General features: G+C 69.3%; 31 protein-coding genes and 1 tRNA gene. 18 read left to right on the top strand and 14 right to left on the bottom strand.

What is annotated here, in order from left to right; genetic code table 11:
- The first annotated feature begins 96 nt into the window (after window positions 1–96).
- Window positions 97–807 (top strand): hypothetical protein, encoded by a 711-nt coding sequence (locus B378_RS0113710; RefSeq protein ID WP_017344340.1) that lies wholly within the window; start codon window positions 97–99, stop codon window positions 805–807.
- A 37-nt stretch (window positions 808–844) separates the two neighbouring features.
- Here the strand turns inward: B378_RS0113710 and B378_RS0113705 are convergent, their stop codons facing one another.
- Both B378_RS0113705 and phoU read right to left on the bottom strand, forming a co-directional pair.
- Complete coding sequence (locus tag B378_RS0113705) at window positions 845–1189, bottom strand: hypothetical protein (protein WP_017344339.1); 345 nt, start codon at window positions 1187–1189, stop codon at window positions 845–847.
- Between the two features lie 117 nt (window positions 1190–1306).
- Window positions 1307–1981, bottom strand: a complete 675-nt coding sequence (gene phoU, locus B378_RS0113700) for a phosphate signaling complex protein PhoU (protein WP_017344338.1) — start codon at window positions 1979–1981, stop codon at window positions 1307–1309.
- 140 nt (window positions 1982–2121) lie between these two features.
- On the opposite strand from phoU, the gene B378_RS0113695 reads away from it, so the two are divergent.
- The 4 genes from B378_RS0113695 to B378_RS0113680 all read left to right on the top strand — a co-directional run bounded on the left by B378_RS0113695 (window position 2122) and on the right by B378_RS0113680 (window position 6219).
- Window positions 2122–3795: an ABC transporter substrate-binding protein gene (locus tag B378_RS0113695; RefSeq protein ID WP_017344337.1), complete on the top strand. Its 1674-nt coding sequence runs from the start codon at window positions 2122–2124 to the stop codon at window positions 3793–3795.
- 69 nt (window positions 3796–3864) lie between these two features.
- Window positions 3865–3999: a hypothetical protein gene (locus B378_RS17435; protein ID WP_017344336.1), complete on the top strand. Its 135-nt coding sequence runs from the start codon at window positions 3865–3867 to the stop codon at window positions 3997–3999.
- A gap of 86 nt (window positions 4000–4085) precedes the next feature.
- Window positions 4086–4841, top strand: coding sequence for a carbonic anhydrase (locus tag B378_RS0113685; RefSeq protein WP_017344335.1), 756 nt, complete (start codon window positions 4086–4088; stop codon window positions 4839–4841).
- Between the two features lie 100 nt (window positions 4842–4941).
- On the top strand, window positions 4942–6219 hold the full coding sequence (locus B378_RS0113680) for a PQQ-binding-like beta-propeller repeat protein (RefSeq protein WP_017344334.1): 1278 nt from the start codon (window positions 4942–4944) through the stop codon (window positions 6217–6219).
- 167 nt (window positions 6220–6386) lie between these two features.
- Here the strand turns inward: B378_RS0113680 and ndk are convergent, their stop codons facing one another.
- The 4 genes from ndk to rpl7ae are packed head-to-tail and all read right to left on the bottom strand — an operon-like array spanning window position 6387 to window position 7654.
- Complete coding sequence (gene ndk / locus B378_RS0113675; RefSeq protein WP_026046299.1) at window positions 6387–6866, bottom strand: nucleoside-diphosphate kinase; 480 nt, start codon at window positions 6864–6866, stop codon at window positions 6387–6389.
- Window positions 6863–7057, bottom strand: coding sequence for a 50S ribosomal protein L24e (locus B378_RS0113670; protein WP_004595320.1), 195 nt, complete (start codon window positions 7055–7057; stop codon window positions 6863–6865). The genes ndk and B378_RS0113670 overlap by 4 nt, the downstream gene beginning before the upstream one ends.
- A 3-nt stretch (window positions 7058–7060) precedes the next feature.
- Entirely contained in the window at window positions 7061–7285 is a 225-nt protein-coding gene (locus tag B378_RS0113665) for a 30S ribosomal protein S28e (RefSeq protein WP_004595321.1), read from the bottom strand.
- A 6-nt stretch (window positions 7286–7291) separates the two neighbouring features.
- Window positions 7292–7654 (bottom strand): 50S ribosomal protein L7Ae, encoded by a 363-nt coding sequence (rpl7ae, locus tag B378_RS0113660; RefSeq protein WP_004595322.1) that lies wholly within the window; start codon window positions 7652–7654, stop codon window positions 7292–7294.
- 238 nt (window positions 7655–7892) lie between these two features.
- Here rpl7ae and B378_RS0113655 point away from each other — a divergent pair, with 238 nt between their 5' ends.
- Window positions 7893–9317 (top strand): bifunctional UDP-sugar hydrolase/5'-nucleotidase, encoded by a 1425-nt coding sequence (locus B378_RS0113655; RefSeq protein WP_017344332.1) that lies wholly within the window; start codon window positions 7893–7895, stop codon window positions 9315–9317.
- Window positions 9318–9822: 505 nt separating this feature from the next.
- Here the strand turns inward: B378_RS0113655 and B378_RS0113650 are convergent.
- The 4 genes from B378_RS0113650 to B378_RS17140 form a co-directional block, all read right to left on the bottom strand.
- Window positions 9823–10716, bottom strand: coding sequence for a bifunctional methylenetetrahydrofolate dehydrogenase/methenyltetrahydrofolate cyclohydrolase (locus tag B378_RS0113650; protein WP_017344331.1), 894 nt, complete (start codon window positions 10714–10716; stop codon window positions 9823–9825).
- 93 nt (window positions 10717–10809) lie between these two features.
- On the bottom strand, window positions 10810–11586 hold the full coding sequence (locus tag B378_RS0113645) for an aldo/keto reductase (RefSeq protein WP_017344330.1): 777 nt from the start codon (window positions 11584–11586) through the stop codon (window positions 10810–10812).
- 83 nt (window positions 11587–11669) lie between these two features.
- A complete protein-coding gene (locus tag B378_RS0113640) occupies window positions 11670–12350 on the bottom strand; it encodes an HAD family hydrolase (RefSeq protein WP_017344329.1) in 681 nt (226 codons plus the stop codon).
- 57 nt (window positions 12351–12407) lie between these two features.
- Window positions 12408–12548 carry a hypothetical protein gene (locus B378_RS17140; protein ID WP_017344328.1) on the bottom strand — a complete coding sequence of 47 codons (141 nt, stop codon included), beginning with the start codon at window positions 12546–12548 and terminating at the stop codon, window positions 12408–12410.
- A 126-nt stretch (window positions 12549–12674) separates the two neighbouring features.
- On the opposite strand from B378_RS17140, the gene B378_RS0113630 reads away from it, so the two are divergent.
- Complete coding sequence (locus B378_RS0113630; protein ID WP_017344327.1) at window positions 12675–13814, top strand: CBS domain-containing protein; 1140 nt, start codon at window positions 12675–12677, stop codon at window positions 13812–13814.
- Window positions 13815–14003: 189 nt separating this feature from the next.
- On the opposite strand, the gene radB is transcribed toward B378_RS0113630, so the two are convergent.
- Together radB and B378_RS0113620 are read right to left on the bottom strand one after the other, a co-directional pair.
- On the bottom strand, window positions 14004–14711 hold the full coding sequence (gene radB, locus B378_RS0113625) for a DNA repair and recombination protein RadB (protein WP_017344326.1): 708 nt from the start codon (window positions 14709–14711) through the stop codon (window positions 14004–14006).
- Between the two features lie 177 nt (window positions 14712–14888).
- Entirely contained in the window at window positions 14889–15095 is a 207-nt protein-coding gene (locus B378_RS0113620) for a cold-shock protein (protein WP_004595330.1), read from the bottom strand.
- 208 nt (window positions 15096–15303) lie between these two features.
- On the opposite strand from B378_RS0113620, the gene B378_RS0113615 reads away from it, so the two are divergent.
- The 4 genes from B378_RS0113615 to B378_RS0113600 all read left to right on the top strand — a co-directional run bounded on the left by B378_RS0113615 (window position 15304) and on the right by B378_RS0113600 (window position 18008).
- Window positions 15304–15999, top strand: a complete 696-nt coding sequence (locus tag B378_RS0113615) for an SCO family protein (protein WP_017344325.1) — start codon at window positions 15304–15306, stop codon at window positions 15997–15999.
- Complete coding sequence (locus B378_RS0113610; protein WP_017344324.1) at window positions 15996–16568, top strand: TlpA disulfide reductase family protein; 573 nt, start codon at window positions 15996–15998, stop codon at window positions 16566–16568. The genes B378_RS0113615 and B378_RS0113610 overlap by 4 nt, the downstream gene beginning before the upstream one ends.
- A 6-nt stretch (window positions 16569–16574) precedes the next feature.
- Window positions 16575–17240 (top strand): cytochrome c biogenesis protein CcdA, encoded by a 666-nt coding sequence (locus B378_RS0113605; RefSeq protein ID WP_017344323.1) that lies wholly within the window; start codon window positions 16575–16577, stop codon window positions 17238–17240.
- Window positions 17241–17351: 111 nt separating this feature from the next.
- Window positions 17352–18008 carry an AIM24 family protein gene (locus tag B378_RS0113600; RefSeq protein ID WP_017344322.1) on the top strand — a complete coding sequence of 219 codons (657 nt, stop codon included), beginning with the start codon at window positions 17352–17354 and terminating at the stop codon, window positions 18006–18008.
- 64 nt (window positions 18009–18072) lie between these two features.
- Here B378_RS0113600 and B378_RS0113595 read toward each other — a convergent pair whose 3' ends face one another.
- A complete protein-coding gene (locus tag B378_RS0113595; protein WP_044965888.1) occupies window positions 18073–19428 on the bottom strand; it encodes a sodium-dependent transporter in 1356 nt (451 codons plus the stop codon).
- 215 nt (window positions 19429–19643) lie between these two features.
- Here B378_RS0113595 and B378_RS0113590 point away from each other — a divergent pair, with 215 nt between their 5' ends.
- On the top strand, window positions 19644–21032 hold the full coding sequence (locus tag B378_RS0113590) for an NAD(P)/FAD-dependent oxidoreductase (protein ID WP_017344320.1): 1389 nt from the start codon (window positions 19644–19646) through the stop codon (window positions 21030–21032).
- 48 nt (window positions 21033–21080) lie between these two features.
- On the opposite strand, the gene B378_RS0113585 is transcribed toward B378_RS0113590, so the two are convergent.
- Window positions 21081–22235, bottom strand: a complete 1155-nt coding sequence (locus B378_RS0113585) for a Xaa-Pro peptidase family protein (protein WP_017344319.1) — start codon at window positions 22233–22235, stop codon at window positions 21081–21083.
- A gap of 172 nt (window positions 22236–22407) precedes the next feature.
- Between B378_RS0113585 and B378_RS0113580 the strand changes: the two genes are divergently transcribed.
- The 6 genes from B378_RS0113580 to B378_RS0113555 all read left to right on the top strand — a co-directional run bounded on the left by B378_RS0113580 (window position 22408) and on the right by B378_RS0113555 (window position 26279).
- Window positions 22408–22482 (top strand) — tRNA-Val (locus tag B378_RS0113580).
- Between the two features lie 111 nt (window positions 22483–22593).
- The gene (locus B378_RS0113575) at window positions 22594–23376 is read left to right on the top strand and encodes a serine protease (protein ID WP_017344318.1); all 783 of its coding nucleotides are present in this window, start codon (window positions 22594–22596) and stop codon (window positions 23374–23376) included.
- An 87-nt stretch (window positions 23377–23463) separates the two neighbouring features.
- Window positions 23464–24141, top strand: a complete 678-nt coding sequence (locus B378_RS0113570; protein ID WP_017344317.1) for an AAA family ATPase — start codon at window positions 23464–23466, stop codon at window positions 24139–24141.
- A 100-nt stretch (window positions 24142–24241) separates the two neighbouring features.
- Window positions 24242–24526 carry a translation initiation factor eIF-1A gene (locus B378_RS0113565; RefSeq protein ID WP_006628131.1) on the top strand — a complete coding sequence of 95 codons (285 nt, stop codon included), beginning with the start codon at window positions 24242–24244 and terminating at the stop codon, window positions 24524–24526.
- A 231-nt stretch (window positions 24527–24757) separates the two neighbouring features.
- Complete coding sequence (trxA, locus tag B378_RS0113560; RefSeq protein ID WP_017344316.1) at window positions 24758–25096, top strand: thioredoxin; 339 nt, start codon at window positions 24758–24760, stop codon at window positions 25094–25096.
- A gap of 40 nt (window positions 25097–25136) precedes the next feature.
- Window positions 25137–26279, top strand: a complete 1143-nt coding sequence (locus B378_RS0113555) for an aminotransferase class V-fold PLP-dependent enzyme (RefSeq protein ID WP_017344315.1) — start codon at window positions 25137–25139, stop codon at window positions 26277–26279.
- Window positions 26280–26384: the final 105 nt, after the last annotated feature.

Below are 26384 nucleotides of genomic sequence, written 5' to 3'. Positions count from 1 at the left end.
GCCGGACTGATAGCACTGGTACTCCTGTCGGTGGCGGCGATAGCCGACGGGGTTAATTGGAAGCTCGTAGCGGTCTCTTGGACCGCGTTCGCGGCGATGGCGGTCGGCGCACCGCTCGGCGCGCGTGCGGTGCGGAGCAGCCACCCCTTGGAGCCGGTCTGGGGGTACGGGCTGGCCAGCGGCGCGATGGTGACCAGCGCCGCGCTCTTCTTGATCCCGCAGGCGCTCGGCCAGCACGGTCGACTCGGCAGCCTCGGCATCGCGGTCGGCTTCCTGGGCGGGTACGCCGGTCACACGGTCGGACACCGGTTCACCCATCTGGATCTCCCCGTCGATCGAACGACGGCCGAGCTGACGGTTCACGCGCTCTCGGCCGGTGCGATCATCGGCGCGATCTACACGGCGATGCCCTCGCTCACCTCCGTCCTCGGGGTCGCGCTCGTCTCGCACAAGGCGCCCGCCGGGTACGCCGCGGCCCGTCGCCTCGCCGAGCGGGGGCAGTCCGTCGTCACCCTGCTGTTGCCCGCCGCGGCGGTCGGCATCGTGGCCCTCCCGGTCGGCATCGCCGGGCTTTCGCCGGAGAGCGGACCTCGCGGGCTCCTTTTCGGCATCGCCGCCGGCGTGTTCCTTCACGTCGCCGTCGATCTGCTGCCGGAGTGTACCACCGGGAGCGAGACGTGCCCGGTCGACGCCGCGGACCACGACGCCGACGGCCACCGATTCCGGGACCGGCTCCGCCGACACGCCGTCCTGAGCTCGATCCTCGGCGGCGTCGCGGTCGCCGTGGCGTGGTGGGTCGCGGTCTGACGCGCACCGCGTCGCCGCGGGCGCCGTGACGAGCGGTTCACACGCCGGGGACGCCGAACGCGCTGATTCCGAGACCGAGAACGCCGTTCAGGACGGCGATGACGACCAAGGCGGCCGCCCACGCGACGAGCCCCATGATCGCCGCGTCCTTCCAGCCGCCGGGGTAGCGCCACTTGATGACCCACACCCACGCGACCAGCGCGACCACCGACCCGATCACCGGGATCAGCGATCCGATCGCCCACGCGAGGGCGCCGAGCAGCGCCGTGATAACCGCGTGCGAGTAGTCGTTGACGCCCGCGACGACGCGTCCGCTGACGTAAATTCCCAATCCACCGACTAACAGCGCGACGACGAACGAGACGATTGCTCCGAGAACCATGTGTACGCCGTCTCCGGTCGGAGGGATATAAGCCGGGGACAGCGTCACGCTCGGTGACACGTCGCGGACGGCCCGCCGACGCGGCGAGTCCTCGTCCCCGGTCGGTACAGACTCAGATCAGTACAGCAGCTCGTCGTCGTTCTCGATCATGTACAGCGACCGGGCGGCGATGTTCACCGCGTGGTCGCCGACGCGTTCGAGGTCGCGGATCGTGAGGAGGAGCCGCGAGACGTTCCGCATCGTCCCCTCCACGTCCTCCTCTTCGCGGAGTTCGTCGCGCTCGATGAGGTCGCGGACGACGAGCTCGCTCGCGGCCTCGCAGGCGGCGTCGAGGTCGTCGTCCGACTCGGCGACGGCGTAACAGCGCTCGGGGTCCGACTCCGCGTACGCGTCCATCGCCTCCTGGAGCATCGCGAGCGTGTCGTCCCCGATGCGCTGGACGTCGACGTCGGGGAAGACCTCGCGGTCCGCCCGCTTGGCGTACTCGCCGAGGTTGGTCGCGAGGTCCGCGATCCGTTCGAGGTCGGTGATGATCTTGAACGACGCCGCGATGAACCGCAGGTCGCCGGCGACCGGCTGCTGGAGCGCGATGAGGTCCGTACACTGCCCCTCCAGCTCAAGGTACAGGTCGTTGATCTCGGCGTCACCGGTGATCACTTCCTCGCCCAACTCCTCGTCCTGCCGTTCGAGGGCGTCGAGCCCCATGCGGAGCCGCTCGGCGACCACTTCGCTCATGTAGAGGACGTCGTCGCGGAGCCCCTCGAGCTTCGTCTGGTACTGTTCGCGTGGCATCTTGGCGTATCCGCCTCGCCCGACGCACAAAAACACGTCGGCAACGGCGAAGTAGCGGAGATTGTCTCCGGTTGTCCGACGTAGGGTCGAACGCTGCCCGTGTGTACGTTGATTTATATATCGGGGCGAAACGGCGGGCAATGTCACGGAAACTCGACCAGTCGCGGCGGCGCGTGCTTCGCGGCCTCGCGACCGGAGTGACGGCGGGGGCGGTCGCCGGGTGCGCCGGCCGCGGCTCCGACGGCGACGGGAACGGAACGGCCGGAGACGGTACCGGCGGAAACGACGGCAACGGAACCGACGACGGCGCCGACGGCGAGAGCGAGCCCGTCAGCGGCGGCGAGCTGGTGTACTCACAGCAGGTGTCGCCGATCGAGTTCGACCCGATCGTCGTCAACGACATCTACTCGCAGCAGGTGTGTTCGCAGGTGTTCGAGCCGCTGTACGCCTACGACGAGCGCACGGACCCGGTCCCGCACCTCGCCAGCGAGGAGCCGACCGTCGAGCGCGACGGGACGCGGTACGTCGTGGAGCTGCGCGACGGGCCGCGCTTCCAGAACGGCGACCCGGTCACCGCCGAGGACGTCAGGTACTCGCTGCTCGCGCCGGTCGAGGAGGAGACGGCCAACGCGCCGGACGTCGAGATGATCGACGCGATCGAGATCGTCGACGACCGGACCGTCCAGATCGACCTCCAGTACGGGTACGGTCCCTTCTACACGCTCGCGCTGACGCGGAGCGTGGTCCCCGAGTCGGTCCGGGAGGAGGACAAGGACGCGTTTAACCTCGAATCGCCGGTCGGCTCGGGGCCGTTCGAGTTCGACGACTGGACCGAAGGCGAGTTCGTCGACCTGGTGAAGTGGGACGACTACTGGGGCGACACGCTGCCGCATTTAGACCGGCTCCGGTTCGAGCCGGTCGAGGAGAGCACGACGCGCGTCGTCTCCTTGGAGACCGGCGAGTCGGACGTCGCGGACGGGATCACGCCCCAGACGTGGGAGACGGTCCAGAGCGCGGACAACATGTCGCTCCAGTCCGAGCCCGGCATCTCCTACTACTACATCGCGTTCAACTGTAACGAGGGGCCGACGGCGGACCCGCAGGTCCGCGAGGCGATCGACTACGCCGTCTCGATGGACCAGGCGGTCTCGAACTTCATCGAGCCGGCCGGGGAGCGCAACTACGCGCCGGTGCCGCTCCCGGTCGCGGACTCGTGGGACTTCCCGACCGACGAGTGGGCGGACATCGGCCACGACCGCGACGTCGACCGCGCCGCGGAGCTGCTCGCGGACGCGGGCGTGCCCGAGGACTACAACTTCCGGATCATCGTCCCGCCGGACGACCTCCGCGAACAGATCGGCATCTCCGTCTCGAACGGACTCGACGAGGCCGGCTACGACGCGGAGGTGCGCCGGTACGACTGGGGGACGTTCCTCGATTCGTACACCACGGGCAACGAGGACGACTACAACATGTACGCGCTGGGGTGGCTCGGCGGTCCCGATCCGGACTCGTACGTGTACAACCTGTTCCACGACGGTCAGGTCGGCGCCACCAGTGGAACCTACTACGAGAACGACGACCTCATGGCCGACATCATCGAGGCCCGACGCGCCAGCGACATCGACGAGCGTCGGGAGCTGTACGAGTCGATCATTCCGACGGTGCTCGAAGACCGGGTCCACCTGCCCAGCTACAGCCTGCGCGTCTCCATCGGCGTCCGCGACTACGTCGAGGACTTCGTCGCCCACCCGCGCTCGCAGTACAACCCGCGGGTCCTGAGCGACTACAACAACGTCTGGCTCGACCAGTGACGGACCGTTTCGGCGGGTAGCGCGGCCTCGGTCGAAGCGTTCAAATCCCGCCGCGACGACGCTCCGGACATGCAGAACATGGAAGACTTCGTTCTCGACGAGAACGAGGAGGCGCTCGCGCCGGCGGTCGTGATCGCGACGGTCGCGCTCATCGCGGTGTTCGTCGTCGGGTTCCTGGTCGCGGCGGTCGGACTCGTCGCCTGACAGGGCCGCCCCCTCGGCGCGGATCGCCCGCGTCCCGAGAGTCCTCCCGCCCCGACGCTTTTGTTCTCCCGCCGGGTCGAGACGGTATGCACCGCGCGATACTCGTCGACCTCCTCGACCGCAACGACGACCACGTCGCCGCGCTGCCGTCCGGATCCTTCGACAACCACCGCGAAGGGCAGCGCCCGGGCGTGGTCTCCGTCTGCTGTTCCGACTCGCGCGTCTCCCAGGAGGGGATGTTCGCCGTCGAGGAGCCGGGGTTCCTCTTCACTTCCGGCGCCATCGGCAACAGCGTGAGCACCCTCGTCGACGGCGAGCGAGTTCTCGACGGGAGCGTGGCGTACCCGCTCGGGCACACCCACACCGAGGTCCTCGCCGTGGTCGGCCACACCGGCTGCGGCGCGATCGCCGCCGCGCTCACGGCGGCTCGAACCGGCGATTTCCCGCCCGAGCCCGGCGTCCGCGCCGACGTCGAGGCGCTGTTACCGATCGTCGAGGCCGGGCTGAACGACCCGGCCGTGGTCGGTGAGGAGGGCGACGGGGCGGACGGCGAGGGCGCGGTCGACGGCGCGGCAGAGAAACCGGCCAGCAGTGCCGATACCTCGGTCCGCGACCGGCTCGTCGAGTACAACGTCCACGAGCAGGTCGCGTTCGCCCGAGAGAGCGAGGAAGCGGCGGACGCGACCGTCTACGGGTTCGTCTACGACCTCCACGGCGTCTACGGTGACCGCGACGGCGCCGTCTACTTAGTGAACGCCGACGGCGAGCGCGACCCCGCAACGCTGCGCGACCTCGTCGGCGAGGCGCACGCCGACCACGTGGCGACGCTGCTGGAGCGGTAGGCACCGTCTCCTGGCGCGCCTCCCGACGCGTCTCCCGACCGCCGCGGACCGAGGCGCGCATCCGACAACCGTTTCACGGCGACGCCCGAAGGGGATTCAAATGGACCGACGCGTCCTGTTCGCGACGCTGATACTGCTGGCCGGCGGCGCGACCGGCGTCGGCGTGGCGCTGTTCGCGTTCGTCGGCGTCGACGACGTCACGACCGAGGCCACGGTCGTGTGGGAGTCCGAGCCGGCCGCGGGCGACGACGGCAGCGGCGCCGTGGTCGCGACCGTCGACGGCGACCCGCTCCTCCTCCGGCCCGCGGTCGAGAACGGGTCGCGAGTCGTCACCGCGACGGTCGCCGGGACGGACCGGACCCCGTGGACGGTTCCGGTCTCCGGACCGGACGCGGAGCGCGGCGGCGGGGACGGCACCGGTGGCGGCGGAGACGCCGACGGGAACGACTCCGACGGAGCGGACGGCGGTCCCGTCGCCGTCAGCGGCCTCACCGCGAGCACCCTCGGCGGCGACCCGGTGGTCGCGCTCACGACGGCGTCGGGCGAACTCGTCGTCGTCGACGCGACCGACGGGACGGAGCGGTTCGCGGTCGACCTCGGCGGCCCCGCCGGGCTCCGACCGGCCATCGGCGACCTCACCGGCGACGGGAGCCGCGAGGTCGCCGCGGTCACGACGGACGGGGGCGTTCGCGTCGTCGACGGCGAGGGGGATCCGGTCGCCGACGCCTCGCTGTCGGGCGAGATCAGCCGCCGGCCGCTCATCGTCGAGCCGGACGCCGAGGCCGGCGAGCGGGGCGGGCTCGCCGTGCTGACGACCGCGGGTGACCCCGCGACGGTTCACATGCTCGACGGCGACGGCGGCACGCGCTGGACGACCGAGCCGAGCGTGAACCCGCTCAGCTGGAACGCCGCGGACAGCCGCGACGGGCCGGTGCTTGCGCTCGGCGGCGCAAGCGGGAACATCGAGACCGTAGAGGCGAGCGACGGGTCGGACCGGTACGACGTCAAGCTCCAGGACCGCCCGATCGCCGTGGGGGACTCGGACCCCGGGCGGGTGTACGTCGGCGGCTCCGGGAGCGTGTGGGCGGTCGACCTCCTCGACGGCGAGGTCGTCTGGAAACAGCAGTACGGCGCGTCGACCCGGATCAACGAGCCGCGCATGGGCGACGTCGACGGGAACGGCGAGCGCGCGCCGGTGGTAGTCAACCGGGCCGGCGGGGTGCTCGCGATGACCCAGAGCGGCGAGGTGATCGCCCGGGGTGACGCCGGCGACGTCGTCGCCTACGGCGGCCCCCTGTTCGCCGACGTCACGGGCGACGGCGGCGACGAGGTGATCGTGGTCGCCGACGACGGGACCGCGATCGCGGTCGACACCTGAGAGGGCGTGGACGTTCACGGTCGACTTATAAGCAGATTCCTCACGGAAACCGAGAGACCGCGACGAGTCACCGGGCGGGATTCACCGGAAACGCGGTGTGTCGACTGAGCGAGGGCTCGGCGGGCGTCGGGCGCAGCGAAAAGTGAAAAGTTCCGAGAGCCGCGGCGTCAGTGGTCTTCGTCCTCGTACACCCACGCCGAGGTGTCGAGGTCGTAGTCGACGAGCTCCTCGTCGTCGAAGAACAGGTCGATCTCGCGCTCGTTGGCGCCCTCGTCCTCGTGGTCCGACGCGTGGATCACGTTGTGGCCGAGGTCGAGGCCGAAGTCGCCGCGGATCGTGCCCGGCGGCGACTCGGTCGGGTCGGTCTCGCCGACCATCGCGCGGACCTGGCGGGTCGCGTCCGCGCCCTCCCACACCATCGCGAAGACGGGGCCGGAGGTGATGAACTCGACGAGGCCGTCGAAGAACGGCTTGTCCTCGTGTTCGCCGTAGTGGTCCTTCGCGAGCTCCTCGTCGAGCCGGACGAACTTGCCGGCGACGAGCTTGAGCCCGCGGTCCTCGAAGCGAGAGACGATCTCGCCGATGAGTCCGCGCTGGACGCCGTCGGGCTTCACCATCACGAAGGTGCGCTCGTCGTGGTGGCTCACTGCTCGTCGCCTCCGGCTCGGTGGCCCTCCTCGGTCCACTCGACGTCGCGCGCCTCGCGGCCGAGGAAGTAGTTCTTCTCCGCCTTCGAGTCGACGAAGTGGAGGACGGTGCCGTCCTTCTTGACGAACATCGTGCCCGTGCCGGGCTCGATCTCCTCACCGCTGTAATCGCAGGTGCGTGTCTCGACCATTGGTTATCGGCCTCCGATGGAGTCGGCGTCGCGCTGGGTCTCCCGCAGCTGGAGCACGTCGCCCAGACGGACGGGACCCAGGACGTTCCGGGTGATGATCCGGCCCTGGTTCGATCCCTCCTGGATGCGGCACTTGACCTGCATGGCCTCGCCGTGCATCCCGGTCTTGCCGACGACCTCGATGACCTCCGCGGTCGTCGAGTCGCCGGTGCCCTCTTCTGCGCTCATGGGTGGTTATCGGAGCTCCGCGACCTTCTCGCCGATGTCCTCGACGTCGTCGGCGGCGTCGCCGGCGTCGACGACGGCGGCGGCGGCCGAGCCGACCTCGAGGCCGGCGGCCTGCCCGACCTCGTCCTGCGTGTCGACGAAGGCGACCGGGATCCCCTTCTCCTCGGCGAGTTCGGGGAGGTGCATCACGATCTCCTCGGGGGAGACGTCCTCGGCGACGATGACCAGGTCGGCGTTGCCGCGCTCGACGGCCTTGGTGGTCTCGTTGGTTCCTTTCTTTACTGTACCGGTGTCTCGGGCGACCTCGAGCGCTTCGAGGGATCGCTCCGCGAGGTCCGCCGGGGTGTCGTAGTCTACGTAAACGGGCATATGTTTCTCCTATCCTCCGTGTAGGCTCGCGTGTCCGTCCCGTGGTCGGTCCCTAACGGAACGGCACATCATCGACCCCACAGAGGCTGTGCCCCGTCGTAGTCCGGACATCCATAAAAGCGCTTTCAATGACCCGCGCGTGTGCGAGCGGGGATCACGGGCCGACGACCGAGGGACCGCAGCGGCAGACCGACTCCGCGCTTTTTAAGCCCGGCTCGCCCTTCCATTCGGCCAACGAATGGTCCGCCTCGTTCACTACTCCGACATCGAGAACGTCTTCGACGCCCCGGAGCGGGCGGCCCGCCTCGCCGGTCGGGTGCGGGCGCTCTCGGGCCCCGACGCCGCGGTCGTCGGCACCGGCGACACGACCGCGCCGGGCGTCCTCTCGCTGGTCGCGACCGGGAGGCAGGTCCTCGACTTCTACGAGGCGACTGACACCGTCTTCGACACGTTCGGCAACCACGAGTTCGACTACGGTCCCGACGCGCTCCGCGGCCTCGTCGCCGACTCGCCCGCGACGTTCGTCTCCGCGAACGTCCGCGACGAGGACGGCGAGCCGTTCGGCCGCGACGAAGGCGTCGTCCCGTGGGCGACCCGCGAGGTCGACGGGGAGACGGTCGGGTTCGTCGGCGTCACCGACCCCGCGACGGACTCGCTGAACCCGATGGCCGCGGAGCTCTCCTTCGACGACCCGGTCGCCGCGGCGCGCGACGCGCTCGCGGAGATGCGCACGGCGGTCGCCGAGCGCGGGGAGGAGGGGGACGCGGATACAGATCCGCTCGATCACGTCGTCGTCCTCTCGCACCTCGGCGCGGGCGACGACGACCTCGCGCGCGAGCTCGACGTCGACGCGATCCTCGGCGGCCACGTCCACAGCCGCCGGAACGAGGTCGTCGCGGACACGCTGCTCGTCCGACCCGGGGTCAACGGGGAGACGGTGGCCGAGATCGATCTCGACGCCGACCCGCCGATCGCGACGCTTCACGAGCCCGACGGGGCCGACCCCGCGCCCGACCTCGCGGACGCGCTGGCGGAGCGGATGGCCGCGGCCGACCTCGACGAGACCGTCGACGTCGTCGACGAGCCGATCGAGCGGTCGGGCGACGTGGTCCACGGCGGGGAGTGCCGCGTCGGCAACTTCGTCGCGGACGCGTTCCGGTGGGTCCACGACGCCGACGTAGGGCTGTCGAACGCCGGCGGGCTCCGACAGGGCGACCCGTGGGCGGGCGACGTGACGAAGGCCGACCTAATCTCCCTGATCCCGTTCGAGGAGCCCGTCGCGCTCGCCTCGGTCACCGGCGCGGAACTCCACGACGTGTTCCGCGAGATGGCCGCCCCCGACGTGGACTTCGGCGAGGAGGACTGGTGGCACGGCCACGTCTCGAACGCCCGGGTCGTCTGGGACGACGACGCCGAACTCATCCTGGAGGCCACCGTCGGCGGCGAGCCCATCGACCCCGACGCGCGCTACACCGTCGCCGTCTCGGAGTATCTGCTCCACTCCGAACACGAGTACCCGACGCTCGCCCAACGCCACCGGATCGACGAGGCCGACATCCAGTACGAGGTGCTGGCGGCGTACGCCCGCGAACACGGCATCAACCCAGAAATCGAAGACCGGATCGAGATCCGGAACCACGCCGCCGCGGCCGACGACGACTGAACGGGAGTCGCGGCAACGAGCGATTGTTTATAAACAGACGCGGTGGCGCGTGCCTTCGAGCGCCCCTCGGGCGCGAGAAGCACGCGCGAGGGAGTCGGTCGCCGGAGCGAAGCGGAGGCGACCGACGAGGCTGGGGAGGCGTGAGGCGCGGTTGCTGTGCTGGGCGGGGCGGGATACAAAGGGGCAGCCGCGAGGGCGAAGCACGGCGCCGCAAGCACCGCAGCGAGTGAGCGAAGCGAACGAGCGAGGAGCGTGGTTCGAAACGGCGAAGCCGTTTCGTCATCACGAGACGCCGGCGGCGTCTCGAACGACAGCAAGCCGCGCGAGTCCTCGCGGCTGGGGCTTTGGAGGCGGTCTCCGCTTGTCGAGAGCCAGTCACGTATCGCCGAGCGGCTGGGACTTTGGAGGTATTCGCCGCCGCTCCGCTATCAGCTATTTATAAACGCCTGTTCAACTATTTATAAACGACCGCGAGCGAACCGGCCGAATCCGCTGCCTCGCAGTCTCAGTCCAAGTTCACGTCGACGTCGCGCTGGAGCCCGGCCGCCTTCACCGTATTATAAAGGAGCATCGCGCGCGTCATCGGGCCGACCCCGCCGGGGACGGGCGTGATCGCCCCCGCCACTTCGCTCGCCGACTCGTACTCCACGTCGCCGACGAGCTCGTACCCCTTCTCCGTGTCCGCGTCCACCCGGTTGATCCCCACGTCGATCACGGTCGCGCCCGCCTTCAGCATCGAACCGTCGACGAACTCGGGGATGCCCGCGGCCGCGACGACGAGGTCCGCGCCGGCCAGCTTCCCCTCCAAGTCCTCCGTCCGCGAGTGACAGACGGTCGTGGTCGCGTTGCCGGTCGGCGCCTTCTGGATCAGGAGGTTCGCCATCGGCTTGCCGACGATGTCGGAACGGCCGACGACGACCGCGTCCGCGCCTTCGGTCTCCACGTCGTAGGCGTCGAGGAGCTTCTGGACGCCGTGCGGCGTACAGGGTTTAAATCGGGCGTCGCCCGCGACGAGGCGCCCCACGTTCTCCGGGTGGAAGCCGTCCACGTCCTTCTCCGGGTCGATCTGTCGGAGGACGGTCCGCTTGTCGACGTGGTCGGGGACCGGAAGCTGGACCAAGATCCCGTGGACATCGTCGCGATCGTTGAGGTCGTCGATCGTCTCGTACAGCTCCTCGGCCGGCGCGTCGGCGTCGATCTCGACGTGGACGCTCTCGATGCCGACCTCCTCGCAGTCGCGCTGTTTCATCGAGACGTACGTCTCGCTGGCCGGGTCGTCGCTCATCAGCACCGTGGCGAGCCCCGGCTCGACGCCCTCGCCGGACAGCCGCGCCACCTCGTCGGCGACCGCGTCGCGCACGTCCGCCGCGACCGCCTCCCCGTCGATGATCTCCGTCATGTGCGACCGTCGTCGCCCCCGCGATAAAAATGACGCGGGATCGTGGTCATCGAACTCGTCTCATCCCGGATTTGATCCACGTATGAGGATCGGTCACTCCGGGAACAGCTCCGCCTCGCGCTCCACGGCGTCGATCGCGGCGACCTCCGACTCGGTCAGTTCGAGGTTGGCCGCGGCGAGATTCGCGCGGAGGTGTGCCTCGGACGAGGCCTTCGGGATCGTCACCACCGGATCCTTCGCGGTCGCCCACGCGATCGCGACCGCCTCGGGCGTCGTCCCGTGCGCGTCCGCGACCTCGACGACGGCGTCGACCTCGCGAACTCGCCCACCGGCGAGCGGCGAGTACGCGACCACCGGATAGCCGTGTTCGCGGGCGTGATCGAGCAGCTTCGGTTTATAAAAGAGCGGATGAAGTTCGGTCTGATGGGCCGCGAGCGGCGCGTCGAGGACGTCGACCGCGCGGTCGAGGTCCGGGAGCTCGAAGTTCGAGGCGCCAACGTTCCGCACGAGCCCCTCGTCGACCAACCGGTCGAGCGCGGGCAGCGTCGCCTCCGGGTCGTAGTCGCCGCGCGGCCGGTGGACGTACAGCAGGTCGATCGCGTCGACGCCTAGGCGGTCCGCGCTCTCGCGGGCGGCGGGCGCGACCGCGTCGGCCGCGAGGTCGTCGATCCACAGCTTCGTCGCGACGGTCACGTCCTCGCGGTCGAACTCCCCGCCGGCCAGCCCCGCTGCGAGCCCCTCGCCGACGACCGTCTCGTTCTCGTAGATCCGGGCGGTGTCGAGGTGGCGGTAGCCGAGCGAGAGCGCGGTCGCGACCGCGTCCGGGTCGTCGATCCCCATCGTTCCGAGGCCGACGGGCGGGAGGTTCATACGAACGAATCGCGTGGGGCGGTCAAAAAGCGGTTCGGACCAGGCGCCGCCGACGGCCACCGTCGCCGCGGCGGCGGGCGCCCTCAGGCCGAGTCGTCCGCCTCGGGGGCCCGCCCGCAGATGCTCACGAGGTCGTGGAGGTCGCCGATCTCGTAGGTCGGATGACAGGAGAGCTCCGTCGACCGCCGGTGGGGACGGCGGATGAACGCCGAGTCGATGCCGGCGTTGTCGGCCGCGCGAACGTCGGACTCGTTGTCGCCGACGAACAGCGCCGTCTCGGCGCCGAGGTCCTCGAGGGCGCGCTCGATGTAATAGGGCGAGGGCTTCTTCCGCGAGAGGCTGGCCACCGAGGGCTCGCGGCCGTACGCGACCTCGAAGCGGCCCGCCAGCCCGAAGTGGTCGAGGAGCGCGTCGACGGTCGCCTGCTGGTTCGAGGAGACGACGCCGAGCGAGGCGTCCAGCGCGCGGAGCGCGTCGACGTCGTCGTACGGCGTCTTCTGCCCCCTCCGCGCGGCGTCGATCTGCGCCGCGGCCGCCGTCTCGTCTCTGACACGCCAAAACTCCGCCGGGTCGACCCCGTAGCGCTCGCAGATGTCGGTCAGCGTCGCGGGGTCGACGCCGACGGCGACGTCGTCGACGTGCGCGAGGTCCGGATCCTCGACGCCGAGGCTCACGAACGCGTCCCACGCGGCCTCGCGGAGCGTGTCGAACGGCGTCCGCCCGACCAACACCCCGTCGTTGTCGAGGACGACGGCGTCGTACACGCCTCTCTCTGTGACGGTAACGGGCAAAAAGGTTTCACACGCCGGGAGCGCGGCGCTTCACACGCCGAACAGCCGGAGAACGAGCCCGGCCAGCAGCGCGAGGGTGCCGACGATCACGCCGACGAAGGGGATCGGAACGGGGAGCGGAATCACGATCAGCGCGACGCCGACGGCGATCAGCGCGGTCGAGAGCTTCACGTCCCGACTTCGTCGGCGACGCCCAAATACCTTCAGGCGAATTTCGACCGTCAGACGACGGTCGCCGCCGCGCGCGACGACTCCCGCACTTTCAATACCCGGCCCGTCGAATCCTCAGAACGGACTATGAACATCTCTGATATCGCAGTGCCGGAATACGTCGAGGTCGACGTCGACGAGCGGCTCGCCAAGGTCCGTTCTATCTTCGAGCGAGAGAACCCCAAGGGGATCGTCGTCGTCGAGGACGGCGAGTACGCCGGCGTCGTCGGCGAGAAGCAGCTCATGCGCTCGCGCATGGAGGACGACACGAAGGTGTCGGCGGTGATGAAGCCGGCGCCCTCGGTCGACCGCCACGAGGACGTCCGCGAGACCGCCCGGCTCCTCGTCGAGGGCGACGTGAAGATCGCGCCGGTCTACGAGGGCGAGAAGCTCTTCGGGATCGTCACGGTCGACCAGATCCTCGAGGCCGTCCTCGACAGCCTCGACGCGATCACCGTGGGCCAGATCGCCACCGAGGACGTGATCGGCATCGGCGAGACGGAGAGCGTCGGCCGCGCGATCAACCGCCTCCGCGAGAACGGCGTCTCCCGGCTCCCCGTCCTCGACGACGACGGCGACCTCGTCGGCGTCGTTACCACCAACGACATCGTGGAGTTCGTCGTCCGCGACCAGGAGCGCCAGGGCAGCGGCGATCGCGCGGGCGACATCGACCGCATGCTCGACATCCCCGTCTACGACATCATGTCGAGCCCGGTCGTCACGGCGGCGCACGACGAGACGGCCCAGACCGTCGTCCAGCGCATGTTCGACAACGACGTCTCCGGGTTAGTCGTCACGCCCGAGGGCGCCGACACCGTCGCCGGGATGGTGACGAAGACCGACGTGCTGCGCGCGCTCACGTTCACCGAGCAGGACTCGATGGACGTCCAGATCACCAACGTCGACCTGCTGGAGGGAACCACCCGCGAACACATCGTCGAGTCCATCGAGCAGGTCGCGGACAAGTACGCGGACATGCACGTCATCCACGCGCACGTCCGGCTCCACGCGCACAAGGAGAAGCTCCGCGGCACGCCCCTGATCCAGTGTCAGATCCGCCTCCGCACCAACGAGGGCCAGGTCGGCGGCTCCGGCGAGGGGTACGGCGCCGAACACGCCTTCCACGTCGCGCTCGACAAGTTAGAGCGGAACGTCCTCGAGATCAAGGGCGTCAACGCCGACGAGGAGTACCGCGGCCAGCTCCTCCGCAAGCTCGGCGAGCTGTGAGCCGATAGGCGCCCGAATCGGCGGGCGCAGTCGTCACGCCGTCGACCTGCTCACCGACACCGCCGACCTGCTCGCCGACCCCGTCGACGGATCTCGACGCTGTCAACGGACCTCGATCGGTCGCTACGAGCGTTCGGTCCCCCGTCTTTGCCTCCGCCGCTGTCCGCTTCGGTTCGTCCCTCGTGACGCTCAGGTGTCGGTCCCCTCAGCGAGCCCGTCGCCCACGATCCGAAACGTCGCGGTGTCTCCGGCGGGCTTCGAGCGGTGTTTTTCCAGAGTTGCCCGACGGTTCCCGCCGCGGAACCGGTCGACCCGAACGATCGCGCCAGTCCAGTGGTTCAGCGTGTTGCCCCCGAGCGCGCGGTCGCGGTCGCCCTCCGGGTCCGTGAACACCTGGTTCGTGATCACGACGGCGATGTCGTGACGCCGGGCGAGCGAGAGGAGGTGCGTCACCTGTTTGGCGACCTTGCGGAGCGACTCGCCGCCCTCGGTGTCGCCGGCGCGCTCAAGGCGGTAGAAGCCGGTCGCGGAGTCCAACACGATCAGCTCGACCTCCTCGGCGAGCTCCTCGGCGTCGCGGACCGCCTCGCGCTGGTCGTGGAAGTCGTACGCCTCCGAGATGACGAGCCGCGAGGCGAGCTCCTCGAGGGAGTCGTCGCCGTCGCCCCGGTCGAGCCGCCCCTCAGCCATCTGCTCGAAGCGGTCGATCGAGAGCCCCTCTGTGTCGATGTAGAGGGCGCGGTCGCCGCCGCCCGCGACCTCGACCGCGGCGGCGAGCGCGAGGTTCGTCTTCCCCGCCGCCGGCGGCCCGTACACCTGCGTGACGACGCCGCGCTCGAAGCCGCCGCCCAACAGCTCGTCGACCGGGCGACAGCCGGTCGGGATCGGATCGCTCACTACCGAGCGATTCGCTCGCGCTCGTATTTAAACGGTCGATCGCGGCACCCGTCCGGGCGAGCGCCGTCGCTCGTCGAGGTGTAATAAGTGTGAAAGAAACGGAGATAGGCGTCGATCGCGTCGAGCGACAGCCGAAATCCGGTAGTGCGTGCGGACGCGCCGTCCGCTACGTGGGGGTTAGTTGCGGACGAGGTTCGTCGCGCGGGGTCCCTTGGGGGACGATTCGATGTCGAATTCCACTTCCTGACCCTCCTCGAGGTCCGGGCCGCCGACGTCTTCCATGTGGAAGAACACGTCTTCGTCGTCGTCGAGGTCGCCGTCGTCAGTCGAGATGAAACCGTAGCCGCCAGTGTCGTTGAAGAAATCAACCTTACCGTTTGCCATTGCGAATAAACGTACAGCCCGTTCGGGGATAACCCTTGCGAGGGGCACGGTACCACGGGGGTTCCGGACGTTCGTCTATCCGAGAAACGCCGAATACCGCCTCGTCTCTGGCCGCTACGGTCGATGTTCCAACTCTCTCGGTCGTGTTCACCGCGCGCAACCAGCCGCGGGGTTCATTTACGAGCGACCACGTAGGTCGGACAACGACATGGACCGCCGCCACTTCCTCCGCTCGCTCGCCGCCACCGGCGCCGCCGCCGGCGCGACAGCCACCGCCGGCTGCGCCGGCGTCCTCGGCGAGTCCGGTCCCGAGGGAACGATCCTCGGCCCGCCGGAGCAGACTCGGGGAGACCCTGTTCACCCGATCCAAGGCGACGAGATGCCCGAGTTCACCGTGCCCGACCCGATCACGGGCGAAGAGATATCGACGGCGCAGTTCGAGGGCGAGCGCGCGTTCCTGTGGACGATGTTCTACACCCACTGTCCCGACGGCGTCTGTCCGGCGCTCATCCTCCGCCTTCGGCGCGCACAGGAGGTCGCCGCCGAGGAGGGGTTCGAGGACGAGGCGGCCTTCCTCCCCACCACGTTCGACCCCGAGCGCGACACGGCCGAGGTCCTCCGGGAGTACGCGGACCAGCGGGGCGTCGACCTCGACGCCGGCAACTGGCACTTCCTCCGCCCGGAGACGTACGAGCGCGGACAGGAGCTGTTCGACGAGGAGTTCGGGCTCAAAATCGAGAAGGCGTTCGACAACGACTACGAGAGCTTGGAGTACACGTTCCCGCACTACGGGCTCATCCTCCTCGTAAACAAGCGGGGGATCGTCGAGCGCGCGTACCCGCGCGGGCCGGCCACCGACGTGGAACGGATCGTCGACGACTTCCGACGGGTGGTCACGGCGTGAGGCGACGGCACCTGCTGGCCGGGCTCGCGAGCGTCGGCGTCCTCGGCGGAGCGGGCGCCGTCGCGACCGGCGGAGTGCCGGACGCCCTCGGTGGCGAGTCAGCCGGTAGTCAAGGCGCCAGCGGCGGGTCGGAGCCGATCGAGCCGGTGACGCTCGACACCATCGAGGCACCGGGCAGTCGCGACGGTGAGGTGACGCTTCCGGCGCCCGACCGGCCGACGTTCGTCGACTTCTTCGGGACGTGGTGTCCGCCCTGCGCCGAGCAGATGCCGGCCCTCGCGGCGGCCCACGATCGGATCGGCGACGAGGTGCTGTTCGTCTCCGTGACGACGGAACCTGTCGGCGAGAGGATCAGCGAGGACAAGGTGGTGAATTGGTGGCGTAAACACGACGGTAACTGGCTCGTCGCGGCCGACGTCTCGGCCGAACTCGCGGCGCGACTCAACGTCGGCAGATATCCGAGCGCACGCGCCATGGACGCCTCCGGGCGCGTGCGCTGGGCGACCTCCGGCACCCACACCACCGAGGAGTTCGTCGCGGGCATCGAGCGCGTGGTCGGCGATGACTGAGTCCCGATGACCGACGTCTCGCTCGCGACCAACGTCCCTTTCGCCGTGACCGCGGGCGTGGCAACGTTCTTTTCGCCGTGCGCGTACCCGCTTCTCCCGGGGTACGTCGGCTTCTATGTGAACTCCGTCGAGGCCGACTCCGCCTCGGTCCTCGGGGCCGGAGCCCGCGGCGTCGCGGCTGCGGTCGGCGTGTTAGCGACGTTCGCGCTGCTCGCCGGCGCGACCGTCCGGGTCGGCTACTCGACGCTGTCGAACATCACCGTCTTCGAGACGCTCGTCGGCGGGCTGTTAATCGCCTTCGGGCTGCTCGTAGTCTCGGGCCGGATGCCGTCGATATCGGTTCCCCTTCCCGAGCGGCGGTCGAGCGTCCTCGGCTTCGGGGTCTTCGGCGCGGGGTACGCGCTCGCCGGGGCGGGCTGCGTCGCGCCGGTGTTCCTCGGCGTCGTCGCCCGCGCGATCGCGCTCCCGTCCGAGGCGGCGCTCCTCGTCGTCGCCGTCTACGCCGGCACCGTCGCGGTCCTGATGGCTGCGACCACCGTCGCGACCGGAGTCGGCCTCGTCAGCAACGCGAACCGGGTGATGGCTCACGCCGGGCTGCTGAAGCGGATCGCGGGCGTCGTGATGGTCGTCGCGGGGATCGGCCAGCTGTACCTCTCGCTGGTCGTGTACTGACCGACGGCGACGCGGCCGATCGGTGTCGGACGTTCCCGAGTCTCCCGTAGGTTCTTAAGTGATACCGCGGAATCTCCGTACAGCCGAACCGAACGGTTCGGTCCCCGTACCATGAACCTAGACGAGTTCACCGCCGAGAACGCACCGACCGACAGCGCGGAACCGTTCCAGCGCGAGAACAGCTACACCCTCGACGTCGACGTCGACGGCACCGTCATGGCGAAGGCCGGCTCGATGGTGGCGTTCACCGGCGACGTGTCGTTCACCGGGAAGGCCTCCGCGGAGGGCGGCATCACCGGGTTCCTCAAGGAGGCCGCCACCGGCGAGGGGACGCCGATCATGGCCGTCGAGGGACAGGGCCACGTCTACTTCGCCGACGACGGGAAGAAGGTCCAGGTCGTCGAGCTCGACGCGGGCGAGTCGATCACGGTCAACGGCGAGGACGTGCTCGCGTTCGAGGAATCGCTCTCCTACGAGATCAGCGCCATCGACAGCCTCGCCGGCGCGCTCGCTGGGGGCTTCAGCAACGTCTACCTCGAAGGACCGGGGTACGTCGCGCTCACCACCCACGGCGACCCGATCGTCTTAGAACCGCCCGTGGCGACCGACCCGAGCGCGACCGTCGCGTGGAGCGGTACCTCGCCGGACGTGGAAGTCAACCGGAGCCTCTCGGACATGATCGGTCAGGAGTCCGGCGAGCGCTACCAGATGCGCTTCGACGGCGATGGCGGCTTCGTCGTGGTCCAGCCGCGAGAGGAACACGTCTGAGGCGGGGCGAGAGGTCGACCCCGCGACCGCGGCCACCGCGCCGTCGGCTTACCGCGCTGCCAGATTACCGCGCCGCCAGCCAGTCTGCGAAGCCGCCGGTGAGGAAGTCGACGTAGTCGGTGACGCCGAGGATCAGCGAGACGAGGATGACGATAGCGACCGGGAGCCGAACGACCCAGATCCACGCGACGTCGAGGCCGCCGACGTCCGCGATCCCCTTCCGAAGCTCTTCGCGGCCCAGATCCGGAACGACCCAGCCGACGAACAGCACGAGCAGCAGCGAGCCGAGGACGAGCAGAATGCCGTACGCGAGCCCGTCGTACAGACCGAGGAAGATCGTGTCGACCGCGACGGGCACGCCGAGCAGGAACACCGCCGCGCCCACCGCAGCCGCGGCCGGCACGCGAGCGACGCCGACCTCGTCGATCAGGTAGGAGACGAGCACTTCGAGGATGCTGATCGCGGAGGAGAGCGCCGCGATCCCGACCATGCCGAAGAAGACGATTCCGAGGACTCGACCGCCGGGGATCCCCGCGAACGCGGCGGTGAGGCTCACGAAGATCGCGCCGGGACCGCCCGTCCCCGGCTCGATACCGACCGAGAAGAGGACGGGGAAGACGACGAAGCCGACGAGGACTGCGACGAGCGTGTCGATCGTCGCGATGGCCCCGGCGTCGGCCGCGAGATTCCGGTCCTCGCCGAGATAGGAGGCGTACGTGATCATCACGCCCATTCCGAGCGAGAGGGTGAAGAACGCCTGTCCGGCGGCGGCGGGGAGGATCTCCGTCCAGTTAGCGGCGATCGTGCCGAAGTCGGGCGAGAGGTAGTAGGCGTACGCCGCGCTCGCGCCATCGAGGGTCGATCCGTACGCGGCGAGGCCGACGAGCAACACCAGAATGGCGGGCACCATTACCTTCACGCTGAGTTCGATCCCGCGCCTGACGCCGGCAGCGATGATGCCGACGACGAGCAGCATGAACAAGGCGTGGAAGACGACCGCGTCGAGACCGGCCGAGACCGACTGGTAGAGCGCGTTCGCCTCCGACGGATCGGTCAGCGTGTATCCCTCCGTGATCCCAATGAGCGTGTACCGGAGGAACCAGCCCGCGACGACGCTGTAGTACGAGAGGATGACGAAGCCGGTGACGACGAACAGCCACCCGGCGTACGACCAGACGCCGCTCCCCAGTTCCCGCAGCGCGCCGACGGGGTTCCTCTCGGTCCGCCGCCCGATGACGAACTCCACGAGGATCGCCGGGAACCCGATCAGCGCGACGAACGCTAAGTAGGTGATCAGAAACGACGATCCGCCGTACTGGCCGGTGATGAAGGGGAACCGCCAGACGTTCCCCAGCCCGACCGCGCTACCCACCGCGGCGAGGATGAACCCCATCCGCGTTGCCCACGTCTCGCGTGCCATTGATATCTGAGAGAGATCCCCAACCGTGTAAAAACGTGTCTCTCTGCCGCTCTTACCGTTAATCATCGAACGTGATCAATCGGGCACCGGCGTGACGAGGACGGACTGGCGCCGAGGGACCCTCAAAGTCGCCGAGAATCGCCCCGGAGCAACGGCCGAGACCGATCCGCATCGGGGACCGTGAATTTAATAGCCGGACAGAGACCTCACGGGGTATGGAACGCGTAGACGTCGCGATCGTGGGCGGCGGGCCGGCCGGGTCGTCCGCGGCGCACGCGGCGGCGACCGGCGGAGCGGACGCGCTGGTCATCGAGAAGGGGGTCCCCCGGGCCGACCGCGACCGCCTCGGTCCCGACTCAACCGACGCGGCCGGAATCCTGGACTACTGGGTGGACATCATGGGGATCCACCCCGACGAGTTCGACGACGGGGTCGTCCAGCGCGAGCTGAACCGCGCGGAGTTCCGCGGCCCGGACGAGTCGGCGACGCTCACCGCCACCGGCATCGACTCCTCGTACGACAAGTTCGGGTACACCTTCCAGCGTGCGCGCTTCGACGACTGGCTCCGCGACCGCGCGGAGGACGCGGGCGCCGAGTACCGCGTCGGCACCTCCGTCCGCGGCGTCGACACCGATCTCTCGGTGACCCCGGACGACAACGACCCGCGACACACGCTCGAACTCGCCGACGGGGGGACCGTCGGCGCCGACTTCGTCGTCCTCGCCGACGGCCCGCAGCGGACCGTGACGAACCGCGTCCTAGACGAGTACCTCCCCGCGGACGCGCAGGCCTCGGAACGGTTAGCCTCCCGGACCGCGAACCACATCGCCTATCAGGAGTACCGGCGCGTCCCCGAAGAGGTGTTCGAGGAAGTGAACGACGCCCTCGTCTTCTGGTGGGGCGTGATGCCCGGCGAGACCGCGTACCCGTGGATCTTCCCGAACGCGGACCGCGTCTGTCGGGTCGGGCTGACGATGCCGATCGGCCTCGACATCGACGAGGTCGACGCCTCGGAGTACGCGCTGCTCCACGAGGACGACGAGTCGATCCCGCAGGGCGGCGAGTACATCCGTCGCCTCTTAGAGTGGCAGTACGGCGACGAATACGACGTCGGAGAGGAGTTCCCGGTCGTCGAGGACGCCGGGAAGCGGAACGGGACGGAGACGTATCCGATCTCGTCGACCCGGCCGATCGACTCGCCCGTCGACGCCGGCATCGCGGTCGCGGGCGGCGCGATGGGGACGACCTCGGCGTTCCACGAGGGCGGCGACCACGTCGCCGTCCGCACCGGCGCGATCGCCGGGGAACTCGCCGCCGAGGGCGACCTGGCCGCCTACAACCGCCGCTGGAAGGAGGCGATCGGTGACGAGGTCGTCCGCAACGTGACGATGGCGGACATGGTCGCGGAGTACGAGCCGGACGACTGGAACCGGGTCATCGGCGCCGCGGACGCGATGCTCGCCGCCGAGGCGGGCGGCAGCCTGCTCTCGCAGCCGTACCGCTCCGGCTGGGAGTCGGCCAAGCTCCTGCTCGGCTACAAGTGGAACAAGCGCCGGGTGAAGAAGAACTACGTCGGCATCGACGAGAGCGAGTACGTCTACTGACGCCGCGTTCGCGCGGATGTCCGCGCGGTACCGGCGGTATCGCCCTCCTTACCGGATCACCGGCGCCGCTAACTCGACGGGTTCGGTATCGATCCCCGAGACATCGACCGGCTCGACCTCGTGAGTCGGCCAGCGGCCCGTCTTCGTGAGCCGCTCGGTCAGATCGGACGTGACGAGGTGCGTGTCCTCGCTTTTCGTCCCCTGAACCGTCGGATTCCACGCGTAGCCCATGGGGCGCCGGACCGGCTCGTCGCTCTCGGGGGTCGCGATCCACTCTCGGCCAGCGAACCCGGCCGCGCCGCCCTGGTGGTGTTGCTCCCACTCGTCCGCGAAGCCGACCTCGTCGTACGCCGCTCGGATGGCCTCGAAGACGTCGCCGGCGGTGTCGGGGGCGTCGGGGTCAGGTGCGTCGCTGTCGGCGCCCTCCCCGCCTCCGGAGAGCGCTCCGGCCGCGGCGGCCTCGGTGGCTCGGAGGGCGGTCGCCTCGACGCGCGCCGCGGCGCGGTGGCGCTCCTCGAACCAGTCGGGGGCGTCGAACGCGACGGTGCGCGTCATCGAGGCGTACAGCCCCGCGCGCTCGGCGGTGACGGAGACAAGCGCGTAGTCGCCGAGGGCGGCGTCGCTCGGCGTGTAGTGGCGGAACGCCTGCGCCCGCTCCGCGCCGCCGACGAGGACGACCGGCGTATCCACGTCGCGGGAGGCGAGCGAGATGTCGATGCCGGCCGCGACCTCGTACTCGGGGTCCTCCGGTTCGAGGTTCCGACAGACGGTCTCCACGGCGGCCGCGACCTCGCGGCCCAGCTCGCGGTAGCGCTCGACGTCGTCGTCGGTGAGCGGCTGCCTGAGTCGGCTCCCGTCGACGCCCTCGAAGCCGGGCACGTCGAAGTCGGCGGCCGCCGGCGCGGGCGAGCGCTCGGCGACGGCCTCGGCGAGCGAGCCGGCGTGCCACGGGACCGACTCGACCGCGAACGCGTCCGGGAGCTCCTCGTCGGCGAGCCGATCCGCCTCGATGTTGTCGGTGATCACGCGGAGCTCGCCGTCGTAGCCGGCGGCGGCGACGCCCGTTGGCGCGTCAGCGTCGACGACGTTGTCGCCGCCGGTGAGCCACGCGAACCCGTTCGGGCGGGCGAACCAGACCGCTTCGAGCCCGCGCTCGTCGAGGTACGCGTCGAGCCTCTCCGTGCGGGCGGCAAGGTCGACCATACGGACGGACTGTCGGCGAGCGGGTAAAAACAGTCGAAAGCCGTCGCGCCGTCGGCTCCGAGGGCCTGCCGTCTCCCGATCGGCGGGCGGTAACTCCCCCCGTCCGGATCCCCGAAACGAAAGGTTCAATTACGTCCCCCGGATACGACGAGACGCGTCAGTAAGCCCCTGCGGGTTGGTAGTCTAGTCCGGTTATGACACCTCCTTGACATGGAGGAGGCCGGCGGTTCAAATCCGCCCCAACCCACTTCCTTATACGCGAAAACAGTACGACGAGGACGTTACGTACCATAACGAACACGAGACCGGTACGGTTTCGCATATTAACCTATATACCGACAGTTGATAGTATTATCTCATGGAGGATCGGACTCGGAGAGAGGTTATCACGGTCGGGGCAACCGGACTGGTCACCGGCGTCGCGGGATGTAGCGGAGCGATTCCGGACGCCGTCGAGCGTCGAGCGCTCTCCGGGAACGTGGAGGACACGGAACCGCCCGAACTGGGCGGATTCACAGAGGAAGAGCTGGACCGCGCCGAGTCGCTGGGGGAGGACGTCCGCGAGGCGGTCGCGGTGATCAGGGGCGAGAACGGAGCGGGCGGCACCGCGTGGTTCCTCGACGACGGTCGGCTCCTCACGAACAGCCACGTCGTCGACGGCAACGAGCGCTTCGAGGCGTGGCCGATCGCCGGCGAAAAGTTCGAGCCCGACCTCGTGGGAGCGTCTGATTACTTGAACAGCCCGTACCACGACGTAGCCGTCCTCGAGACGGATTTCTCGCCAACTAACCGGCTCTCTCTCGGCGAGTCGGACTCGGTCGAGACGGGACAGCCGCTCATTCAGGTCGGCCACCCGTTCGGGATCGGCGACTGGGTCGTGTCGATCGGGCGGTACGTCGAGCGCGGGAACGGGGAGACGCTGCTTACCTCCGTCCCCTCGCTGAGCGGCAACAGCGGCGCGCCGCTCCTCACGCTCGATGGGGCGGTCGTCGGGATCACGACCGGCGGAGTACCCCGGGATCAGCTGAACTCCCCGCGGCCGGAGCCGGTCGACCTGAAAGTGTACGAGGAGTTCACCGACTACGAGTGGGCGACTCACGATGACACCTCGGTCCTCAACCGGTACGTCGAGGAGTTCTGAGTCCCAGCCGGAGCGAGCCCGGACCCCGGACCGTAGGGGGCGCTCAATGCGAAGTTTCTTTTACGCTAGCCCGGAGGGTACGGACAGATGAGTGACCGCGGTGGCCGAGCGTCGGACCGAACCGAATCCCCCGATTCAAGCGGTGAAACGGCGGATTCGTTCGATCCAACGCCGTCGACCTCGGTCGACGACGACGAGGGGTTGGCGGGGCGGTTGGTCGTCGTCTGCGGCCTGCCCGGCGTCGGCAAGACGACCGTCGCCGAGCGGGTCGCGGACCACGTCGACGGGCGGATCCGCCGGACCGACGTGATACGCAAGGAGCTGTTCGACGACCCCGAGTACACCGACGCGGAGACCGAGGCCGTCTACGCCGAACTCCTCGCACGCGCCCGCGACGACGTCGACGCCGGCGACGCCGTCGTCCTCGACGCGACGTTCGCGGACGCCCGGTTCCGCGCGGACGCCCGCGAGACGGCCGCCGCGGCCGCCGCCGAGTTCGACCTCGTCGAGGTCGCCTGCGACGAGGCCGTCGTCGAGCGCCGGATCGAGCGCCGCGACGGGATCAGCGACGCCGACTTCGAGATCCACCTCCACTTCAAGGAGCTGTTCGACGAGGTGGCGACCGACCACGTCGTCGTCGACAACTCCGGGACCGAGGCGGAGACGTTCGCGCAGGTGGACGCCGCGTTCGGGGAGAACGTGGCCGGCGAAGACCAGCCGACCGACCGCGGCGACCGATCGGCCCCGGTCACCGACGCGGAGTGAGCGTCGCCCTCCGCGGTACCGGTTTCGTGCGAACATATCGCGTGACGCGGGCACACACTCGTCTCCCATCACTTATACGGGCGAGCGCACTACGGGTGGTATGAGCGAAGAATCCGGGCGGAAGAACCTCCGCATGCCCAACGACGACGAAGTGTTCGCCGTGGTGACCGAGCACCTCGGCGGCAACCACGTTCAGCTGCGCTGCGCCGACGGCGTCGAGCGGCTCGGCCGAATTCCCGGCCGCATGAAGTACCGCACGTGGATCAGCGAGGGCGACGTGGTCCTCGCCGAGCCGTGGGACTGGCAGGACGAGAAGGCGAACGTCGAGTGGCGCTACGAGGACGAGGACGCCGACCAGCTCCGCCGCGAAGGCCACATTCAGTAGTCGAACTACCCGCACCGCGTCGCTGTCGATCGACTTCTCGCGGTTTCTCTCCACTCCGATACGACCCCGGTCGGGCGGCCGCTCGCTCGACCGTACCGGTTTTCGAACGCCGATAGCGACCGCATCGGCCCGTATCGCGACGGAGCCGGACGGGAAACACGCATCTGGACCATCGTAGTATTGTGGAAACTATCCAAAACCATTATTACCACGAGGCGCGTACGGCTTGGTATGAGTTCGACAGAAGCCGCACCCGGAGAGCCGATCCAGCTGACCGACGCCGACGCGTTCGACGAACAAGTGGCCGACGGCGTCGTCCTCGTCGACTTCTACGCCGACTGGTGCGGCCCGTGTCAGATGATGGAGCCCGCCGTCGAGGCGGTCGCGGAAGACACCGACGCGACGGTGCTGAAGGTCGACGTCGACGTCCACCAGGCGTTAGCCGGCGAGTACGGCGTTCAGGGCATCCCGACGCTGCTCGTGTTCGCGGACGGCGAACTGGTCAATCAGATGGTCGGCGCGCAGACCGAGGAGGCGCTGGCGGACGCGGTCCGCCAGGCCGACGCCTGATCCGAGCGAGACCCGCCGCGGCGCCGCCGAAACCGACACCATGAGAACGATCCAACTCGACGACGACCGTATGACCCCCAGAGAGCTTCGCGCGGACGTCCCGGCGCTCGGCGACGCGGCGTACTTCAACTTCGGCGCGCACGGGCCGAGCCCCGAGTACGTCGTCGAGGCGGCCGGGTCGTTCGTCGCGGACCACGAGTACGGCTCCGCGACGACCGACCCGTACGAACACGCGTTCGAGACGTACGACCGGGTGCGCGAGCGGATCGCCGAGTTCGTCGGCGCCGACCCGGAGGAGATCGCGCTCACCGAGAGCACGACCGACGGGATCAACCGCGTCGCCGGCGCGATCGACTGGGAACCGGGCGACGTCGTCGTCCGGACCGACCTCGAACACCCGGCCGGCGTCCTCCCGTGGCAGCGCCTCGAACGCGAGGGCGTCGAGGTGCGCGTGTTGGAGACCGAGGACGGTCGCGTCGACCGCGACGAGTACGCCGAGGCGGTCGCGGACGCCCGCCTCGTCTGCTTCAGCGCGATCACGTGGACCCACGGCACCCGCCTCCCGGTCGCCGACCTCGTCGAGGTCGCGAACGACGCGGGCGCGTTCACCCTCGTCGACGCGGTCCAGTCGCCCGGGCAGGTCCAGATGGACGTACACGAGTGGGGCGCCGACGCGGTCGCGGCCGCCGGCCACAAGTGGACGCTCGGTCCCTGGGGCGCCGGCTTCCTCTACGTCGACCGCGACGCCGCGGCCGACCTCGAACCCCGCGCCGTCGGCTACCGGGGCGTCGAGGACCCGACCGGCGACGAGATCGAGTTCAAGCCCGCGGCGGGGCGCTTCGAGATCGGAACGACGACGGCCGCGGCCCACGTCGGCCTCGTCGAGGCGCTCGACGCGGTCGACGCCGTCGGTCTCGACGCGATCGAGTCGCGGATCGAGTCGCTAACCGACCGTCTCAAGGACGGCGTCCCGGAGGACCGACTGCGCAGCCCGCGAGAGTACGAGTCGGGGCTCGTCACGATCGACGTCGACGACCCGGAAGCGACCGTCGAGCGGCTCGGGGAGCAGGACATCGTCGTGCGGTCGCTGCCGCATCCGAACGGGATCCGGGCGTCGGTCCACGCCGTCTCGACCGAGGCCGAGATCGACCGGCTCGTCGAGGCGCTGGAACCGGAGTGGTGAGGCGGGGCGGAGCGAGACGCGGCGGCCCGTGGCAGCGCGACCGCCGTCGCGAGGGACGCCCGTGCCGCGCGATCGGACGCGTTTTGTCACTCCGCGCGCAAGACC

It is taken from the genome of Halorubrum sp. T3 (assembly GCF_000296615.1).
Taxonomy (GTDB): Archaea; Halobacteriota; Halobacteria; order Halobacteriales; family Haloferacaceae; genus Halorubrum; species Halorubrum ruber.
Note: the sequence above shows the minus strand (reverse complement) of the source record. Positions and strands in the feature narration are given on the sequence as shown.